This window comes from Dongia sp. (assembly GCF_041906375.1).
Taxonomy (GTDB): Bacteria; Pseudomonadota; Alphaproteobacteria; order Dongiales; family Dongiaceae; genus Dongia.
Genome location: NZ_JAYRJJ010000004.1, coordinates 56,794 through 74,047, shown reverse-complemented (window position 1 = coordinate 74,047; position 17,254 = coordinate 56,794). Strand labels below are relative to the sequence as shown.

Annotated in this window: 13 protein-coding genes; 8 read left to right on the top strand and 5 right to left on the bottom strand. The window is 57.3% G+C overall.

The genetic code is table 11. The features are described from left to right. Positions 1-3: 3 nt before the first annotated feature. The 3 genes from ACE3OA_RS14220 (at position 4) to moaA (ending at position 4,053) form a co-directional block, all read left to right on the top strand. Positions 4-2,541, top strand: coding sequence for an arsenate reductase (azurin) large subunit (locus ACE3OA_RS14220; protein ID WP_374311781.1), 2,538 nt, complete (start codon positions 4-6; stop codon positions 2,539-2,541). Between the two features lie 75 nt (positions 2,542-2,616). Further along, the gene (locus tag ACE3OA_RS14215) at positions 2,617-3,051 is read left to right on the top strand and encodes a cytochrome c family protein (RefSeq protein WP_374311779.1); all 435 of its coding nucleotides are present in this window, start codon (positions 2,617-2,619) and stop codon (positions 3,049-3,051) included. Positions 3,052-3,060: 9 nt separating this feature from the next. Next, positions 3,061-4,053 (top strand): GTP 3',8-cyclase MoaA, encoded by a 993-nt coding sequence (gene moaA / locus ACE3OA_RS14210; RefSeq protein ID WP_374311777.1) that lies wholly within the window; start codon positions 3,061-3,063, stop codon positions 4,051-4,053. Positions 4,054-4,162: 109 nt separating this feature from the next. On the opposite strand, the gene ACE3OA_RS14205 is transcribed toward moaA, so the two are convergent. After that, positions 4,163-5,698, bottom strand: coding sequence for a Fic family protein (locus ACE3OA_RS14205; RefSeq protein WP_374311775.1), 1,536 nt, complete (start codon positions 5,696-5,698; stop codon positions 4,163-4,165). A 481-nt stretch (positions 5,699-6,179) separates the two neighbouring features. Here ACE3OA_RS14205 and ACE3OA_RS14200 point away from each other — a divergent pair, with 481 nt between their 5' ends. The 5 genes from ACE3OA_RS14200 (at position 6,180) to ACE3OA_RS14180 (ending at position 12,058) form a co-directional block, all read left to right on the top strand. After that, positions 6,180-6,494 carry an ArsR/SmtB family transcription factor gene (locus tag ACE3OA_RS14200; RefSeq protein WP_374311773.1) on the top strand — a complete coding sequence of 105 codons (315 nt, stop codon included), beginning with the start codon at positions 6,180-6,182 and terminating at the stop codon, positions 6,492-6,494. 55 nt (positions 6,495-6,549) lie between these two features. Beyond that, positions 6,550-7,968, top strand: a complete 1,419-nt coding sequence (locus ACE3OA_RS14195; RefSeq protein WP_374311771.1) for an NAD(P)-binding domain-containing protein — start codon at positions 6,550-6,552, stop codon at positions 7,966-7,968. Next, positions 7,965-9,194, top strand: coding sequence for an MFS transporter (locus ACE3OA_RS14190; protein ID WP_374311769.1), 1,230 nt, complete (start codon positions 7,965-7,967; stop codon positions 9,192-9,194). The genes ACE3OA_RS14195 and ACE3OA_RS14190 overlap by 4 nt, the downstream gene beginning before the upstream one ends. A 168-nt stretch (positions 9,195-9,362) precedes the next feature. Next, positions 9,363-11,147, top strand: coding sequence for an arsenical pump-driving ATPase (gene arsA, locus ACE3OA_RS14185; RefSeq protein WP_374311767.1), 1,785 nt, complete (start codon positions 9,363-9,365; stop codon positions 11,145-11,147). Between the two features lie 599 nt (positions 11,148-11,746). Beyond that, positions 11,747-12,058 (top strand): helix-turn-helix transcriptional regulator, encoded by a 312-nt coding sequence (locus ACE3OA_RS14180; protein WP_374311765.1) that lies wholly within the window; start codon positions 11,747-11,749, stop codon positions 12,056-12,058. 209 nt (positions 12,059-12,267) lie between these two features. On the opposite strand, the gene ACE3OA_RS14175 is transcribed toward ACE3OA_RS14180, so the two are convergent. From ACE3OA_RS14175 to ACE3OA_RS14160, 4 genes are all read right to left on the bottom strand, one after another. Then, positions 12,268-12,570, bottom strand: a complete 303-nt coding sequence (locus ACE3OA_RS14175; protein WP_374311763.1) for a hypothetical protein — start codon at positions 12,568-12,570, stop codon at positions 12,268-12,270. A 61-nt stretch (positions 12,571-12,631) separates the two neighbouring features. Beyond that, a complete protein-coding gene (locus tag ACE3OA_RS14170; protein WP_374311761.1) occupies positions 12,632-12,913 on the bottom strand; it encodes a hypothetical protein in 282 nt (93 codons plus the stop codon). Between the two features lie 31 nt (positions 12,914-12,944). Then, a complete protein-coding gene (locus ACE3OA_RS14165; protein WP_374311759.1) occupies positions 12,945-15,173 on the bottom strand; it encodes an AAA family ATPase in 2,229 nt (742 codons plus the stop codon). Positions 15,174-15,342: 169 nt separating this feature from the next. Beyond that, complete coding sequence (locus tag ACE3OA_RS14160) at positions 15,343-16,917, bottom strand: hypothetical protein (RefSeq protein WP_374311757.1); 1,575 nt, start codon at positions 16,915-16,917, stop codon at positions 15,343-15,345. Between the last annotated feature and the right edge of the window lie 337 nt (positions 16,918-17,254).

The window sequence follows — 17,254 nt, the reverse complement described above, 5'->3', positions numbered from 1 at the left end:
GACATGGCTTTCAAACGACAGATCGACCGCCTGCCGATCATCCCGGCCGACGCGAAGAAGCACAATGTGACCTGCCATTACTGCATCGTAGGTTGCGGCTATCACGCCTATACGTGGCCATCCAATAAGCAGGGCGGCACCGACCCTAAGGCCAATGCCTTCGGCGTAGACCTTTCTCAGCAGCAGGCGGCCGAGACAGATGCGTGGTACTCGCCGTCGATGTACAACATCGTGAAGCAGAACGGCAAAGACGTTCACATCGTCATAAAGCCGGATCACGAATGCGAGGTGAATTCAGGGCTGGGATCAGTTCGTGGTGCCCGCATGGGCGAGTCCCGTTTCAGTGAAGCGCGTAGCACCCAGCAACAGCGCCTTACAGACCCGATGGTGTGGCGCTATGGATCGATGCAGCCGACCTCATGGGAGGATGCGTATGATCTCGTCGCCCGAGTCACTGCAGCGGTTGTCAAAGAACAGGGCGAAGACGGCCTTTTCGTCTCCATGTTCGACCATGGCGGATCGGCGGGCGGATATGAAAACACCTGGGGAACCGGAAAGCTGTACTTCGGTTCGATGAAGGTCAAGAACGTCCGCATCCACAATCGCCCAGCCTACAATTCGGAAGTCCACGCGACGCGCGACATGGGCGTGGGCGAACTCAACAATTGCTACGAAGACGCGGAACTAGCCGACACGATCGTCGCGGTCGGCACGAATCCTCTGGAGACTCAGACAAACTACTTCCTGAATCACTGGATTCCGAACCTGCGTGGTACGTCGCTTGACAAGAAGAAGGCGCAGCTTCCCGACGAGCCGCATGAGCAGGGGCGTATCGTCATCATTGATCCGCGCCGCACGGTCACTGTTAACGCCTGCGAAATGGAAGCTGGCAAAGACCGGGTTCTTCATCTGGCGCTCAACTCAGGCACGGACCTCATCCTGTTCAATGCCATCTTCACGCACATTGTCGAGCAGGGTTGGATTGACAAAGCATTCATCGAGAAGAGCACGATCGCTGAAGGAACAAAGCGACCAGCTCTCTACCCGGCGCGCGGCGAAGCGGATGGCAAACCGGGCCATCTGACCAATTTCTCAGGGGCAGTCGAAGGCTGCAAAGTCTCGCTGAAAGAAGCCGCCAAAGTGACCGGGCTGAAGGCAGAGGACATCGCCAAGGCCGCTGAGTGGATCGGTAAGCCAAAGGATGGTGGGAAGCGTCGGCGCGTCATGATCGGCTACGAGAAGGGGTTGATCTGGGGCAATGACAATTATCGTACGAACGGCGCCCTTGTGAACATCGCTCTGGCGACAGGTAATATCGGTCGCCCTGGCGGCGGTGTGGTGCGCCTCGGCGGCCATCAGGAAGGTTATGTGCGCCCGAGCGACGCCCATGTTGGCCGCCCCGCCGCTTATGTCGACAAGTTGCTGATCGAGGGCAAGGGTGGCGTACATCATGTGTGGGCGTGCGATCACTATAAGACGACGCTGAATGCACATGAGTTCAAGCGCGTCTACAAGAAGCGCACAGACATCGTAAAGGACGCCATGAACGCGGTGCCTTACGGTGATCGTGACGGCATGGTGAAGGCCATCTTGGCGGCCATCAAGGAAGGTGGCCTGTTCTCGGTCGATGTCGACATCATTCCGTCCCAGATCGGTCAAGCAAGCCATGTCTGGCTGCCCGCCGCAGAATCCGGCGAGATGAACCTTACCTCCATGAACGGCGAGCGCCGGATGCGTTTGACCGAGCGGTATATGGACCCACCCGGCAATGCCAAGCCGGACTGCCTGATTGCCGCCGGACTTGCCCAGCATATGGAACGCGTCTTGCGCGGCATGGGCGACGAGAAATATGCGGACCAGTTCAAAGGCTTCGACTGGAAGACTGAGGAAGACGCCTTCATGGACGGGTATCACAAGAACGCCGGAGGCGGCGAGTTCGTGACCTATGAGACTCTCCGTGCCATGGGAACCAACGGCTTTCAGGAACCAGCGACCGCCGTGAAGGATGGCAAGATCGTCGGCACGAAGCGCCTCTATACGGAGGGAGTCTTCTCGGGGGAGGATGGCAAGGCACGCTTCATGGACGCACCCTGGCGCGGCCTACAGGCTCCCGGCAAGGAGGAAGAGAAGGCCAAGTTTAAATTCCTGATCAACAACGGGCGCTCCAATCTGGTCTGGCAGAACGCGTTCCTGGACCAGGCCAACGACTTCGTCATGGATGCGTCGCCATATCCGTTCATCGAGATGAACCCGGAGGATATGGCGACCCTGAGTCTTGGCGCTGGCGATCTCGTGGAGGTATTCAACGATGCCGGATCGACCCAAGCGATGGTCTATCCGACGCCCACGGCCCGTAAAGGCGAGACCTTTATGCTCTTTGCCTTCCCAACGGGCGTGCAGGGCAACGTCGTCAATGATGGGGTCAATGAGCTGGTCATTCCCAACTACAAGCAGTCGTGGGGTGACATCCGGAAGATCGCGGCCGCTCCGGAGGTGACCAAGTCACTCAGCTTTAAATCGCGTGAATATAGAGTCGATTGAGCTCGCCTCCCTTCCCACCGACAGCGGGGTGACTCCATGTCACCCCGCAACTTTCCCCGTAAAGAGACCGAAACAATGGAATTGACGAAGCGTAAGCTGATCGGCATCAGCATGCTAACTGAGCCGACCTTCAGCATGATGATGATCGGCATTATGATGCTGGCACTGATGACGATGATGATGGGGCCGGGGTCGGCGGAAGCGCAGGATGCAAAAGCCGGAGAGGCGGTTTTCCGGCAGTGTGCAGCCTGCCACACTCTTGAGGCTGGAAAGGCCAAGATCGGTCCGTCGCTCCATGGTCTCTTTGGTCGCAAGGCCGGAACTGTCGAGGGATTTTCTTACTCTGAGGCGATGAAAGGCAGTGGGATCGTCTGGGACGAGCCATCACTGGCGGATTACCTAAAAGCCCCCAAGAAAGTCGTGCCTGGGACCAAGATGACGTTTCCCGGCCTCAAGGACGAGACCAAGCTCGACAATCTAATCGCCTACTTGAAGCAAGCCACCCAATAGGAGGTTCTCGTGCAGGACCCTTTCGGCAGGTCTATCAGCTACCTCAGGGTGTCGGTAACCGATCGCTGTGACCTCCGCTGCGTCTACTGTATGGCCGAGGACATGACCTTCCTGCCCCGAAAGGAGGTGCTGTCGATCGAGGAGTTGGATCGGCTCTGCAGTGCTTTCATCAGGATGGGCGTCAGGAAGCTTCGCTTGACGGGCGGTGAGCCGCTGGTTCGCCGGGAGATCATGAGCTTGATCCGGTCGTTGTCTCGGCATCTCGCCTCGGGTGAACTCGATGAGCTGACATTGACGACGAATGGCACCCAACTGGCCAAATATGCCGACGGCCTGGCCGACGCCGGGGTGAAGCGTGTGAATGTCTCGCTGGACACATTGCGGCCGGAAGCGTTCAAGGCGATCACACGCTGGGGAGACCTCGACAAGGTCCTGGAAGGCCTAGCTGCAGCCCGGCGCGCCGGGCTCAAGGTCAAGATCAACACGGTCGCCCTGAAAGGGGTCAATGACGGCGATGTCGACGATATCGTCACCTGGTGTGGCGACCAGGGCTTCGATATCGCCTTCATCGAGGTGATGCCGATGGGCGATATCGGCGGCGAGCGGCGTCTGGAGCAGTATTGGCCCCTGTCCAAGCTCCGGGCCGATCTGGAGCAACGCTGGACCCTGACGGACAGCGCTTTCCGGACGGGTGGCCCGGCCCGTTACGTCGACTGCGCCGAGACGGGGCAGCGGATCGGCTTCATTACACCGATGACCCATAACTTCTGCGAAAGCTGCAACCGCGTCCGGGTGACCTGTACCGGGCAGCTATTTATGTGTCTCGGCCAGGAGGACAGTGCCGATCTGCGGGCGGCCCTCCGCACTAGTGAAGGCGACGAGAAGCTGGAGGCGGCAATACGGGAGGCGATCGCCCGTAAGCCGAAGGGGCATGATTTCATTCTGGACCGCCGGGCGACCAATGTGTCGGTATCCCGGCATATGTCGGTGACCGGGGGATGATCTAACCTCGATGGCCATTGTTCGAGTCCATTTGCCGCTTAAGTGAAAAGGTTTTCTTTCTATTCTTGGTTTGGAGCCATTCCTTTTCACCTCGGAGGGCGTCGGCTCGTTATGGATGCCAGGGAGAATTGTCGTCGTCTTCTTCCACACCACGTTGGTTTGCTAGGATCTCCTGCACGGCGGTCTGCAATGTGGCGACATCATCATCTGATAGCTCAGGGAATTTCTTACGGCGGTTTTTCGATATAGAGCCATTGTTCTGCATGATGGAATTGATGAACAAGGTTGCCCGGTTGTCCGGCATATCGATGATGTCTAGCACGGCTGTGCGGGCGGCATCGTAAACTGAGACATAGTCCAGCTCTTCCTTGAGATCCTTCCGGACAGTCTCGATCACCTTCTCGTAGAGGAACTCGACCAATTGGGTAGCGTCAAAATATCGATACAGGTGGGCCGTATTGTTTTTGACTTCAATTGCCTGCTTTGATGTCCATTGCCAGTCGATGTAGGGCTGAATTGCATGGGAGAAACTCTCCAGTGCAGAATCATATCCTTTGATGTCTCGGACGATGGCGGCAGACACCGGGAAAAGTACGTCAGGCGGCGAGAATCCTTCAGCCGAGAGTATTTGGTGGATGAGATAGCGGTGTATACGACCGTTGCCATCTTCAAACGGATGAATGAAAACGAATCCGAATGCAGCCAATGCCGCGGACACTACCGGATGAGTTGCTTCCCTCAGGCGTTTTGTCATCTCTGCCCAATCGCGCATGAGCGATTCCACGTCTTCGGGGCGAGGGCAAATGAAGTGAACCACTTCGCGATAACCGCCAATGGTCTCCCCTACAAAGTTCTGGAAGTCTCTAAAACCCTTCGCTGCGTAACGTGGATCTACAATCACGTTCTGAAGGGCGACCAGAGAATCGAACTTGGTTGCGTCAAATTGTTTCGCAGCACGCAAAGCGGCAACGAATCGTTCAGCGCGTTGACCCTTCGCGGTCTCGCGTTCAATCTCAAAGCTGCTCTTTGTTTCCTTCGTGTAGAGATAATTAATCGCCCGCGCCAAGACCTTTGGATCACACCCAGCGATAAGCTGGCGCGCTTCTTCATCGATCGCCTCCGCCATAAAGGCATCGATAACGGGGGTCTTCCGCACGGTAGGGCAGAAATTTGGACTGCCGAGCAAGTTGTTGATGACCTTGTGTCGCCTTGAGTGAAGCCCCGTGGCGACGATGTGTTGTTCTGGATCAAGCGCATCAACATAGGCAACCGGGCCTGCGTCCGCGATATCAAGCGTTTTGCCAGTGAGCCATTCGTAGAAGAACCAAGCCTTTCGAGCATACGCCCCGTTCGGCTCCGCCCTGACCCAGGCTTCAATCTCGCGAGGGTCGCAGACCGCAAAGGTTTGTGCGAGAACGCCGAGATCTGTCGGTTCGTATCGCAAAGCGAATTTGAGGTGGCCGACTAAATCGTCGCTCGGCACGTATGTAGCGGGATAGTGTTCGGCCGTCCGCCTGGCGTCGATGACGGTGCGACGCGCGCCAGCTCCTGCCGTGCTGGTTACAGACGGCGGCGGAACTTTCAGACCGAATTTGGCAATTAGCCCTTGATGGCCAACGGGGATAACTCCAGGGGGCAGTGCCATTATGTTCTCAGTTCCTGTAACGGATCATGCGAAAGGCCGTGATCCTGTGGTAGAGGTGCGAAAACGTTCATTCGCCTGCGAAAGAACACCTGTTCTGAGGTTTGCCTGCGGAAACGTTTGCAGATCTGCGAAAACGTTCTTAATCGTGAGCTCTCCTGTGGAAAGGTTCAAGAGGAGAGTTTCGCTGCCTGCGAAAACAGTCGCACGCATGCGAAAATGTTCGCAAATCCGCCAATGGGTGCGAAAGTAATAGATCGCCTGATAGTATGGGAATAAAAACACAATTCCCCTTCAACCTGAGCCAAGGTCGATCCCGCCAGGTGTCGACAACACGGAGCTACTTCAGTGTCAAAATGGACCCGACAGTCCGTATTTCCGTGATCCTTGCGTCTGTTTCGACACTCTAAGCAGGGGGCAATATATTTCGAGAAAATTAGAAATAGATCTTGACCGGGGGCGTGGTTGCCGACATTCTACTTCCATGAAACTCGAAATAGCCGCCCAACAGCTCTCGTCCCTCGGCAACCCCATTCGCCTGAAGCTTTTCCGAGCTCTGGTGCGGGCGGGTGACGATGGCGTTCCCTGTGGCACCCTTCAGGACAAGCTCGGGATCGCAGCGTCGACCCTGTCACATCACATCAAACACCTGATGGATGCCGGATTGATCCGCCAGGAACGCCAGGGGACGACCCTGTTCTGCCATGCGAACTACCCCTCGATGAATGCGTTGGTCGGCTATCTCGTCGACGAGTGCTGCATGGATGCGAAATGCAAAACCGATGAGGCGGCAGCCTGAGCTGCCCCTTTTTTTGACCAGATATTTCGAAGAATTTTGAAATAGGAGACGCCAGATGCTTGATATCCAGAACCTGCCGATCGCCATTATCGGCGCTGGGCCGATCGGCCTCGCTGCTGCCGCTCATCTTGTTGAGCGCGGTATGAAGGTGAAGGTCTATGAGGCTGGCGCGTCAGTTGGCGCCAACGTGAGGGATTGGGCCCACGTGCGTATTTTCACGACATGGGAACAGAGCGTCGACACCGCCAGCGTCCGATTGCTGGAGAAGCACGGCTGGAAGCTGCCGCAGGCCAATAAGCTCCCGACGGGTGGTGAGATCCACGACCAGTATCTGAAGCCGCTTGCGGCCGTGCCGGAGCTTGCTGGCGCCATCGAAACCAACGCCAAGGTGCTGTCGATCAGCCGCCTGGGCTTGGATAAGGTCACCTCCAAGGGCCGAGACAAGAGACCGTTCGAAATCCGTGTCGCCGGGCGCGGCGGCGAAGTACGAGTCGAGTACGCCCAGGGTATCATTGATGCCTCCGGCACCTGGCAGAACCAGAACCCGGCAGGTGCTTCCGGCACCACGGCACCGGGCGAGGATCGGCATGCCGATCGGATTGCTTACGGCATGCCGGATGTCCTGGGTGCCGTTCGAAATGACTATGCCGGAAAGCGAATTGCCGTCATCGGCGCGGGCTATTCTGCAATTAATGTCATTTTGGATATCACGAAGCTCGCGGAAACAGCTCCCGGCACAAAGGTCACATGGGTAGTGCGCGGCACCAACATGAACAAGATCTACGGAGGCGGCGCCAACGACCAATTGGAAGCCCGCGGTGCGCTCGGAACGGCTCTGAAGCGGCTCGTCGACCAGGGCAAGGTTCAACTCATTACTGGCTTCTCGACCTCAGCCATTCGCGGCCAGGGCAATGACCTTGAACTTGTCGGCATGCAGAACGGCAAGGAGATCGCCCTGCCGATCGTCGACCGGATCATCGTCTGCACTGGGCAGCGCCCCAATCTGGAGATGACCCGAGAACTGCGGCTGGAGCTCGACCCATGGCTTGAGGGCGTGAAGGCTCTCGGGCCGCTGATCGATCCCAATGAGCATTCTTGCGGCTCGGTCCCGCCACACGGTCACCGTGAGCTTTCTCACCCGGAGCCGGGCTTCTACACCATCGGCGTCAAGAGCTACGGCCGGGCGCCAACCTTCCTGCTATTGACTGGATACGAGCAGGCGCGATCCGTGGCCGCTGTGCTGGCGGGCGATCTGCAGGCGGCGGATAACGTCCAGCTCGTTTTGCCTGAGACCGGAATCTGCACCACCGACTTTGAAACCGACGCAAATGGCTGTTGTGTCACCCCAACCCAGGTAGCGGCCAGTTCGTGCTGCGGTGGCCCAGCCCCGGCTGAAGTGGATGCCTGCTGCGTAGCTGACGTGGTCGCCAAGGATGCGGGCAAGAAGGGCTGCGGCTGCGGAGAGGGCGCTTGAGTTCAGGCACCGATGGCGGGGGTGATCTTCGGCGATCGCCCCGCATCGTGGTTCCAGTCTTAGGCGTTACCCAGATTCTCGCTTGGGGTTCGTCCTACTATCTCCCAGCCGTTCTGGCAAAGCCGATCGCGGAGGCGACGGGCTGGTCGCTGTCGTGGATCGTTGGCGGCCTATCATTAGGACTGCTGGTCGCGGGACTGGCATCGCCATTGGTAGGCCGCCGAATCAAGAGCAACGGCGGCCGACCCATCTTGATCGCCAGCGCAATATTGCTCGCGGCGGGCCAGTCAGTCCTGGCGATCGCTCCGAACCTGGGCATCTTCTTGATAGGTTGGGTTGTGATCGGATTGGGGATGGGCGCAGGACTATATGATCCGGCATTTTCAACCTTGGGCCGCCTGTATGGCCACGGCGCCAGGCAGCTCATTACAGCTCTGACACTGTTCGGCGGCTTTGCCAGCACGGTCTGCTGGCCACTTTCCGCTTTTCTGGTGTCTGAACTGGGATGGCGTGGCGCATGCGCCTCCTACGCCATCATCCAGCTATGCATCAGCCTGCCGCTCTATGTGTTCGCTTTGCCGAAAGAACGGGTGGGCGGCGATATCATTCCGGCGAACGAGGTGGAAAGTGATGTGAGCATGCGGACGCCGCCTCGGTCACTGTTCCTGCTTCTCGCGACGACCATCATGATCGCGTCGATGGTGTCGACGGTGATTTCCGTCCACCTGCTGACGCTCCTCCAGGCCCATGGCCTTACAATGGCGGCTGCCGTGGCTTTGGGCGCCTTGGTGGGCCCGTCTCAGGTTGGCGCTCGATTTATCGAAAGTCTAATCGGGCAATATCACCATCCCATCTGGACGAAGCTGGCATCCGTCAGCAGCGTCTTGATCGGTCTTGCACTCCTCTGGGCAAACATACCGCTCGTATTCCTGGCGCTGATCTTCTACGGCGCGGGGATCGGTCTGGAGTCGATCGCCAGAGCAACCCTGCCGCTCGCTCTGTTTGGCCCGGCGGATTACGGCCCCATCATGGGACGGCTAGCACGCCCGAGCCTGATTGCCCAAGCCGCCGCACCTTCGATAGGTGCTGCATTGATCGAGTCATTCGGCGCCAGCAATGCCCTGGGCGCCATCGTTTTTGTGGCAGGGGCGAACCTCGCACTCGCGATCCTGCTATATAGGCATATAGCGACGACCAGGCAGCCATTGGCTCTCAAGGCGCATTGAACTCAGGGTCGGATTGCGGTCATCCTGATCTGTATCAATGACTGCTTCCCCACGCCGACGGATATGTAGCATTGGGATTCCCGTTCTCACAGCGCTTCTCCAGATGAATTGCCATCTGAGGCGAGGCGGCGCGTTTATCCTGTCGGTCGTGAGGCGGGCTGGTTGATCATGGGTGACACGGATATGGCTGTACTTCCACTCGGCATTCTGACGCGGCCCACGCGCTTTATCTTCTTCACTGGAAAGGGTGGCGTCGGCAAAACGGCGCTGTCATGCGGCATTGCCATCGCGCTCGCCGATTCGGGCAAGCGCGTCCTCCTCATCAGTACCGATCCGGCATCCAATCTGGATGAAATGCTGGGGGTCCGTCTCGATCGGCTCGCCAAAGCAGTTCCCAATGTGGATCGCCTCTTCGCGCTCAACATCGATCCAGAAGCATCCGCGGAAGCCTATCGTCGGCGGGTCATCGGCGCCATGGGTCCGGCGGATGAAACCGAGATCGCCAAGGTGCGTGAGCAACTGTCGGGCGCCTGCACGACCGAGATCGCGGCCTTCGACGAATTCGCCGAATTGTTGTCAGGCGAACACGAGGAAGGAAAAAAATACGATCACATCATCTTCGATACGGCGCCGACCGGACATACGCTGCGACTGCTCAGTTTGCCCAAAGCCTGGTCGTCGTTTTTAGAGACCAACGAAAGAGGTGCGTCGTGCCTCGGGCCACATTCGGGATTGCAAATGCAACTGGCGGTGTTCGAACGTGCGCTTAAATCCTTAACCGATCCGAGCACGACAACGGTGGCACTCGTCACGCGGCCGGAGCCATCCGCCTTGCGGGAAGCCGCAAGATCGGCGGAAGAACTATTGGCATTGGGGCTCGGAAATCAGCGTCTGATCGTCAATGCGACATTTCGTGCTGCCGATCCATCGGATTCAGTTGCCTCCGCCATGGAGCGGCGCTGCCAATCGGCTCTGGCGAAGATGCCAGTCTCGCTGACTGGGCTGCCGCGTGACGAGATCCCGATGCGCGCCTACGACATGGTGGGACTGGTCGCCTTGCGCAGATTTTTGAGTGTCGATCAGGAAAAATCCACCCCGTCTGCGTCTCAATCGGCCGACGGCTATCCGGATCTCGGCGCGATGGTGGCGGAAATCGAGGCTGCCGGGAACGGCGTCGTCATGGTCATGGGCAAGGGCGGCGTGGGGAAGACCACAGTCGCCGCGGCAATCGCCGTGGAACTCGCGAGCCGGGGCCACCAGGTCCTGCTGACGACGACAGACCCCGCCGCGCATGTTAGCTGGGCTCTGGCCAGCGATACCATGCCCACTCTCAAGGTCGAGCGGATCGATCCGGCGGTCGAGACCGAGAGATACATCGATCGTATCATGGCCGGGCGTGGTGCAGAACTAGATGATGCCGAAAAAGCGCTTCTGCTTGAGGATCTGCGCTCGCCGTGTACGGAGGAGGTCGCCGTTTTTCATGCCTTCTCTCGCGTGGTACTCGGCGCGCGAGACGGTTTCGTCATTATCGACACCGCGCCAACAGGGCACACCTTTCTCCTGCTCGACGCCACAGGAGCCTATCATCGTCAGGTTCTGCGCGATTCACAGCAGATCGGGCAAAGTGGCCGATTGGTGACGCCCTTGATGCGACTGCAAGACCCGGCTTACACAAAGATACTTCTCGTAGCTCTACCCGAAACGACACCGATCTCAGAGGCCTCAGCCCTGCAGGATGATCTTCGTCGGGCCGGAATCGAACCTTATGGCTGGGTCATCAACAATTGCCTTGGGCCTACCGGAACGCATGATCCGCTATTGCAATTCCGCATCGGCAGCGAAGCCAAGCAGATCAACCGCGTCCGCGACGGATTAGCCAAGCGCCTCGCAGTGATCACCTGGCAACAGGAGCCACCTACGGGGATAAAGGCTCTTCGACATTTAATAACGTAGCATTTGGCAATTGATCTGCCGCGAATTCATTGATGGATTCAGCTTAACCCAAGAGCTGCTGGCCGATGAAGGAACGTCTAGCGCGATCACGATTCCTGTGAAAGGGAGATTATACTGCTAGTAATTTGCGCACTGCCATCGGAGGGCAAGGCTGTGCACTGATAACATTCATGAATGCAGCTGTTTCAATCATTTAGCTTCGCCGTGTATCGCTGGATATCGCTGCTTTTCTGTCGGCAATGTGCCAAATATGTGCCAAGACTTGTGCCGCAGAGAGTGTTCATTTGTCCTAATAAAATGGGCAGTTCCGCGACACCATACGACAGCCAGCGATTCATGGCGATAGCCCCTGGCACAGTACGGCACAGCGCGATAAATGGTGATATAGATGGCATTTGAATAAAGTCAAAAATGTTGACCTATCTGGAAACCTGAGTCAGCATTCTGAGGTCGGGCGATAGTCCGATCGGGCCGGACAATACGTGCCGGGGACCATGCTTCCCCGGTGGCACCCAAAAAGGCGACGAGCCGACGAAGTGGCTGCCCGAACTCTTCACGCGGTGTCTGACGTGGAGTCTCTCGAAAAAGAGACTCCTGAAATGTCTGAACCATTGCTTCTCGATTATCCTTCCGCCGCCGCTGCACTCTCTATGAGCCGCCAAGCGCTGGCGGATTTGGTCTACAAAAATCGTGGCCCAGCCATCGTCAAACTCGGAAGCCGGACCTTTTTCACTCCTGACGACCTGAAAGCTTGGATCTCCCAGCACCGCTTGGCTGCGAATGATCCCAGGCCTGTGAAGCTTCCGGCCGCGGTCGTCGAGGCCGCCCTGGCGCCGGGAAAGCGAAAGCGCGGGCGACCGACAAAAGCCGAGCAGCTTGCTCGTGCTCAGCATTTTGAGACCCGTGACTAAGCACGGGTCTCAGGGCCACTCCACCACTGAAATCGTGACCCCCGGCGGCACCGCATCAATCTTCGCCTTAGGAGCGACTTGCATCTGCCGAGACGGGCGTCCGCAGCGGATGCAAGTCTGGCTTCCGGTCTCCCCAGGAAGCGGGGACAGGTGCATCCACCCGCAGCGACATACGAGCCATTCCCGGCCAGGGAATTGATGATCACTCATTACCTGCCCTCAAGCCTGTACAGCGTGTTCATCGTCCGCACCCAGCCGTCTCCCATCAACACAATTGGCGATGTCTGCCGGACCTTCTTCCGCCCCTCGATCTCCACCCCACCAACCAGCGACGGCACCGACCGAGGCTGGATCACCGGGTTCTGCAAAATCTGCGCCCTGGCCAGCTCCTCACGCGGGGGATACCCGGCCCCCGAATGCAGCACGTTGAGATCGAAAAGCAGGATTTCGAGCCGCCGAATTTCCGCCCCGACATCCTTGCGCCAACTGCCGTCGTCTCCAATCTTGATCATCTATGACATCCCGTTATGTAGGATAAGCCCTCTTAAACTACCTATTCTCATATTCCGGTTTTCATTCGTCGGTGGGATCGTCTCCGCGCAAAATGGCTTCCAGCTCGTTCATCACGTCGTCGAAATCGTGCCAATTTCCAGCCTCGATCTCCTTGCGCCCCTGGATGATAGCTTGCACTCGCACACCTTCTGCCGATTTCAGCCAGGCCTTGAATGTGTGTTCGAAAAGTTCCGCCGTACTCAGCGGAACGTATTCAACAATGTTGACGAGCTGACGCAGAAAATCGTGGTCGTATACCGTCTCCCGCGACGATGAATTTCCGTGCTTCAACAAAATCGTCATCTCGGGCTTCCAACCATTTTCATCCCTCATCTTAGTGCCTCGCTGCCGCCTGTTCCCTGGCCCTCAAGGCACCCTCAATCAACCTACGCAGATACCTGATGCTGGGTTGACGGCTCCAGGCCCTGCCAATCGCATTGAGTTCCATTTGATCAAGCGGCTGGTGCCATTGATCGTGGCCGTGTTGGCTGCCAATTTCGCGCAGGATCGTGGCGCTGAGGGCGGGCAAGTGGGTGAGGCTGGGGTTGTCGACATGAATAATGCGCATGCGGTCGAGCAGGGGGCTGGGGAGGCCGCTCAAGCTGTTGGCTGTCGCCAACCAATTGATGGCGGAAATGTTGACAGGACCTTGGATGAATGGATCGTTCCACGCCTTGCTGGTTTCGGTTTCCAGCATCGACAACAACACATCATGAAAATTGCCGTTATGCTTGGAGGTTGCCGATTTCTCGATTTCATCAAGCACAAGCACGGGATTCGGCACGCCACTTTGCCGGATTAAATCCAACGGAGAACTGGGGTGACTGGAATGCCATCCCCTCGACACCCCACCAAAATGGCTGTCGGAAACCCCGCCACACGGCGTAACCCTGTAGCCAATTTGCAGGCTTTCGGCGACACGGCGCGCGAGCCGACTTTTCCCGCAACCGGGCGTGCCAACAAGCAACGTCGGCTTGAACATCAACGCCCGTTTCCCGTTCATCGAACGCGAAACCAGGTCCCCATAAATCGCGTCAACGGCACTTCCAGCATGCGGGAATTCAGCCAAAAGCTCCTGGCGCCAACCGCTCAAGTCCGTCGGCATCGAGGCGAGGCGCATCGGCTCCATCAATTTCTCGATGCTCCGGAGAGCCTGTTTCGTCTCATCGCGCGCCACGTCGCGGTTACCAATGCTGTGGACGACGCGAATAGATTCGGGCGCAATTGCGCGTTCCTGGGCCAGTCGGCGCAGGGCTTGGAGACGGGTTTTCGGGACGTATGGACCGGGCGGCGGCGTGTCACCGACAGTGATTTCGTCATCGATTGCGTCGTCGGTGTCGCCTTTAGCACTCGAAGCTTTGGCAGCTTCGCGCTCGGCATTCTCATCGTTCATGCGCTCGTCAGCGGCAGCTTGCTCGCCTGACATAAACGCCTCAATACTACTTTTCACGCGCTCGCGCTCGGATGCCGGAGCTTGCGCCATGATGCCACGAACCAGGTATTCCCCCGCTTGGCTCATGGCCGTGTCCACGGGATTGTCGTTGGGTTCCAGGGGGGTGATTTCCCTGCATCCGCTGGCAATCGCGAGGGCGCCGAGGGCGAAGCTCAGGAGGCTTTTGTCGCAAGAATGATAGCCCCGGCGCACGGCAAAAGAGGCGGCTTCGAGGAGCGCAGCTCTGTCACCAGCGAATGCGAGTGGCGCAATCAACGCTTCGATTTCTTCGCGGAAATCAGTGTCTTTCTGGTGCCGCATTGCATCAACGAGCTGCCAGCAAGCAACGAAATCGGAGGGGTTGTCCAAAATGTGATTGCAAAGTGTTTCGAATTTCGAAGAAGTCCGGTGCCTGATGTATGCGACGACCGCGCCGAGCTGGAGCAGGGGCGATTCCGTGCCGGACGTGTATACGCTCTCGGCAATTCTCCCGCACAGAAACACCGGAAGCCGACCGGGTCCGTCAACGGAATTCCATGAGTCATGATAGCGATCCGCGCCCGACTGAATAACGGCATCGTTGCCGTAGGCATTGCGGCTGACAACTGCATCGAAAGTCGAAGCATCAAGTGTCAGAGCTTTAATTTGGGCAACGAAATTGTAACCAAGCGAGTTGACAATGTCAGGCGTGCTCTCGATGCCGTTACGCAGGGCCGTCAGGCTGCAGGCATCCACGGATTGCTGCATCCACCCCAGGGCCTGGAGCAACATTCGATCCCGTTCGACACTCGAAATATCGCGGTCATGCTGCCAGCAAAAAAGAATACGCCATGCGACGAACCGCTCGGCGTCGACATCGCCGAGCAAGCCGAGGAGAGCTTGCACGGCTGCCGGAATTCCACTGTTGATGTTAGTCGCCCATTTGTTGACGGTGGCAAGCAGGTCAGTGGCATTCGAAAGGCTGTGCGAGCGGTCGAGTGCCAGAAGCGCTTTGCTGACATCAGCAAATTTCGCGAAATGACTGTCAGCGGAGACCGCCTGCTCGATGAGCTTGATGGCCTGGCCGACGGCAAAATCGGCGCCTTGAAGGTTCACAATGCGGAAAAACAGGTCGAGCTTAACGTCGGCCATCCAGATCACTCCATCATACGTGTAACCGCGTGTCGCGCCGACGGCGTGCCGGGCGAGTAGGGACGATTACCGTATGAAGGAGGAGCGGGTGTGCATGGAGCGAGATGTAGTCGCCCCATGCAGTCTTGTCAACTTTTGGTGTTTGAGAAAGATCTTATGGGCTCGGAGGCTAGTACGGCAGCTCGACTAGCTCACGTTCCATCTCGGCCATCATTGAACGATAATTGTCACCCACGGGGATGTCGTCCTCCCCACGCTCCAAGCGGCTTTCCAGACATGCCTCGTAACTGAGGTCGGACGCAGAGCTGATCTGCGCACGGATCGCTTCGTCTTCGCCCAGATACTCGACATAATCCTCTTCGGCGACCTCGGCCTTCCGCCATTTTCTCATGTGATCGGAACTCACACGGTCCCTATCCTCAATCATTCCTCTAATGTCTTTCGCCAGTTCTGTGAGGCAAAATCGCTTTCTTCTGACAGCCTTCGCGATCTCGGCTCGAACATCGATGGATAGGGTCGATTCCCAACCGATAGCGCGTCGATTTCTATCGTCGATAGCTTGGCGGATAAGATCGCGGTCGTAGATGTAATAAGCAATACTTGCATTTCTGAGCTCTGACAAAACCAGCTTCCAGCATGCCTCGACGGGGCCAAGATCGTCGATGGTCTTTAACAGCGCCCTACCGCGAAATGGCGCCCTGGTATAACCTTTGTCCAGCGCCTCGCCGGAGTAAGCTTCAGCGAGCGCCAGAAGCCACATTCCAGAAAGAATGGTCGGTGGCACGCCGAAATGCCGCCCAACCCGTAGAAAGAAAGTCTCAGGGATACGAAGCTCCGGTAAGTCGTATTCGCGGAGCACTGTCGGAACAGCGCCTCCCGGAACTTTGAGGCTTCTCCAATCGACGGCGATTGGTGTCATTTCAAAGACGATATCGCCGAAGTTATTCATCTGGGCACTAATCCGGTGTTGCCTGATATGCGCGAAATCAGTCGCCAGGCGAACGAGCACCTCTCGCTTGAATATGCTTGCTTTGAACGGCACATTAGGCTTGATCCAGCCAATGCTCTTTGCAAGCTCCTCCGGGGTAGTCTTATAGAGAATGACGCTGCCGCCATGGATACGAAGGTTCATCCAGCGTTTCCAGGTACGGGTCATAAGAATCTTGTAAGTGGCCTGGGACCATCGTGACTTCATCTGTGGCAGCGTGGCGATTTCGATGTAGCCATATGATTGAAGAGTCGTCTGCAAGGCAGCAAACTCTGGTGCCAGTCGGAATACAATGAGCCTGGCGCCATTCTGATCAGTCTCGACACTGAGTGCCGAGAAGATGGGTCTTTCGGTTTTGTCAGTCCACAACCCTTTGATACGCCGGACAACCCGATAACTGCCATTGTGTAGGCGCGCAATTGACTTATCCAGATATCGTGGGTTCCGGTCCCACCCCATGAATCGAAGGATATCGCGCGCTGGGACGACGTAATCCTGGTTATCGAACATGTCCCGGCGGCCGACAGTGATCAGCAGCTCCAGGAGTGCAAGGTCCGACGCTGTAAGATCGTCAGAAAACCGGGTATGTCGGAGATGCAAATACGACCGCGGTGAAGTTGGGTGGATATCTTGCATCGCGGCGTCGCTTTGCAATGCAACAAGAATATCGCCTCGATTTCTAGGAAGAATCCGTGGACCGCAATACTCCTCGTATCGTTTGGGTCTATCAAACTCTGATTGAGCGATGCCGTACATTTCTTTATCTCGATTTCCGCACCACTTCATGTGGCTTCATGCATAAAGGGTTGGCCGTCGCCGCGCCTCTGTCAAGAGCGCCTCGACGTTTCCCCACAACGGCACACCATCAAATTTGTTGACGCGTGTTGATGTCGTCTGACGAAAATGCCGGAATCCGAGGATGGAAATATTTTCGTATACTGGAAGAGATATTCGCACCGTCGGTCGATGGTGCCGTCGCCTGGTGATGAAGATGTTTCGTGCTTCGAGGTACTTTTCAGCCATTCCCCATATCAGCACACCATCGATTTTGTTGACGCGGGATTGCCGCACAAGGATGAGTCGGCCGATTGAG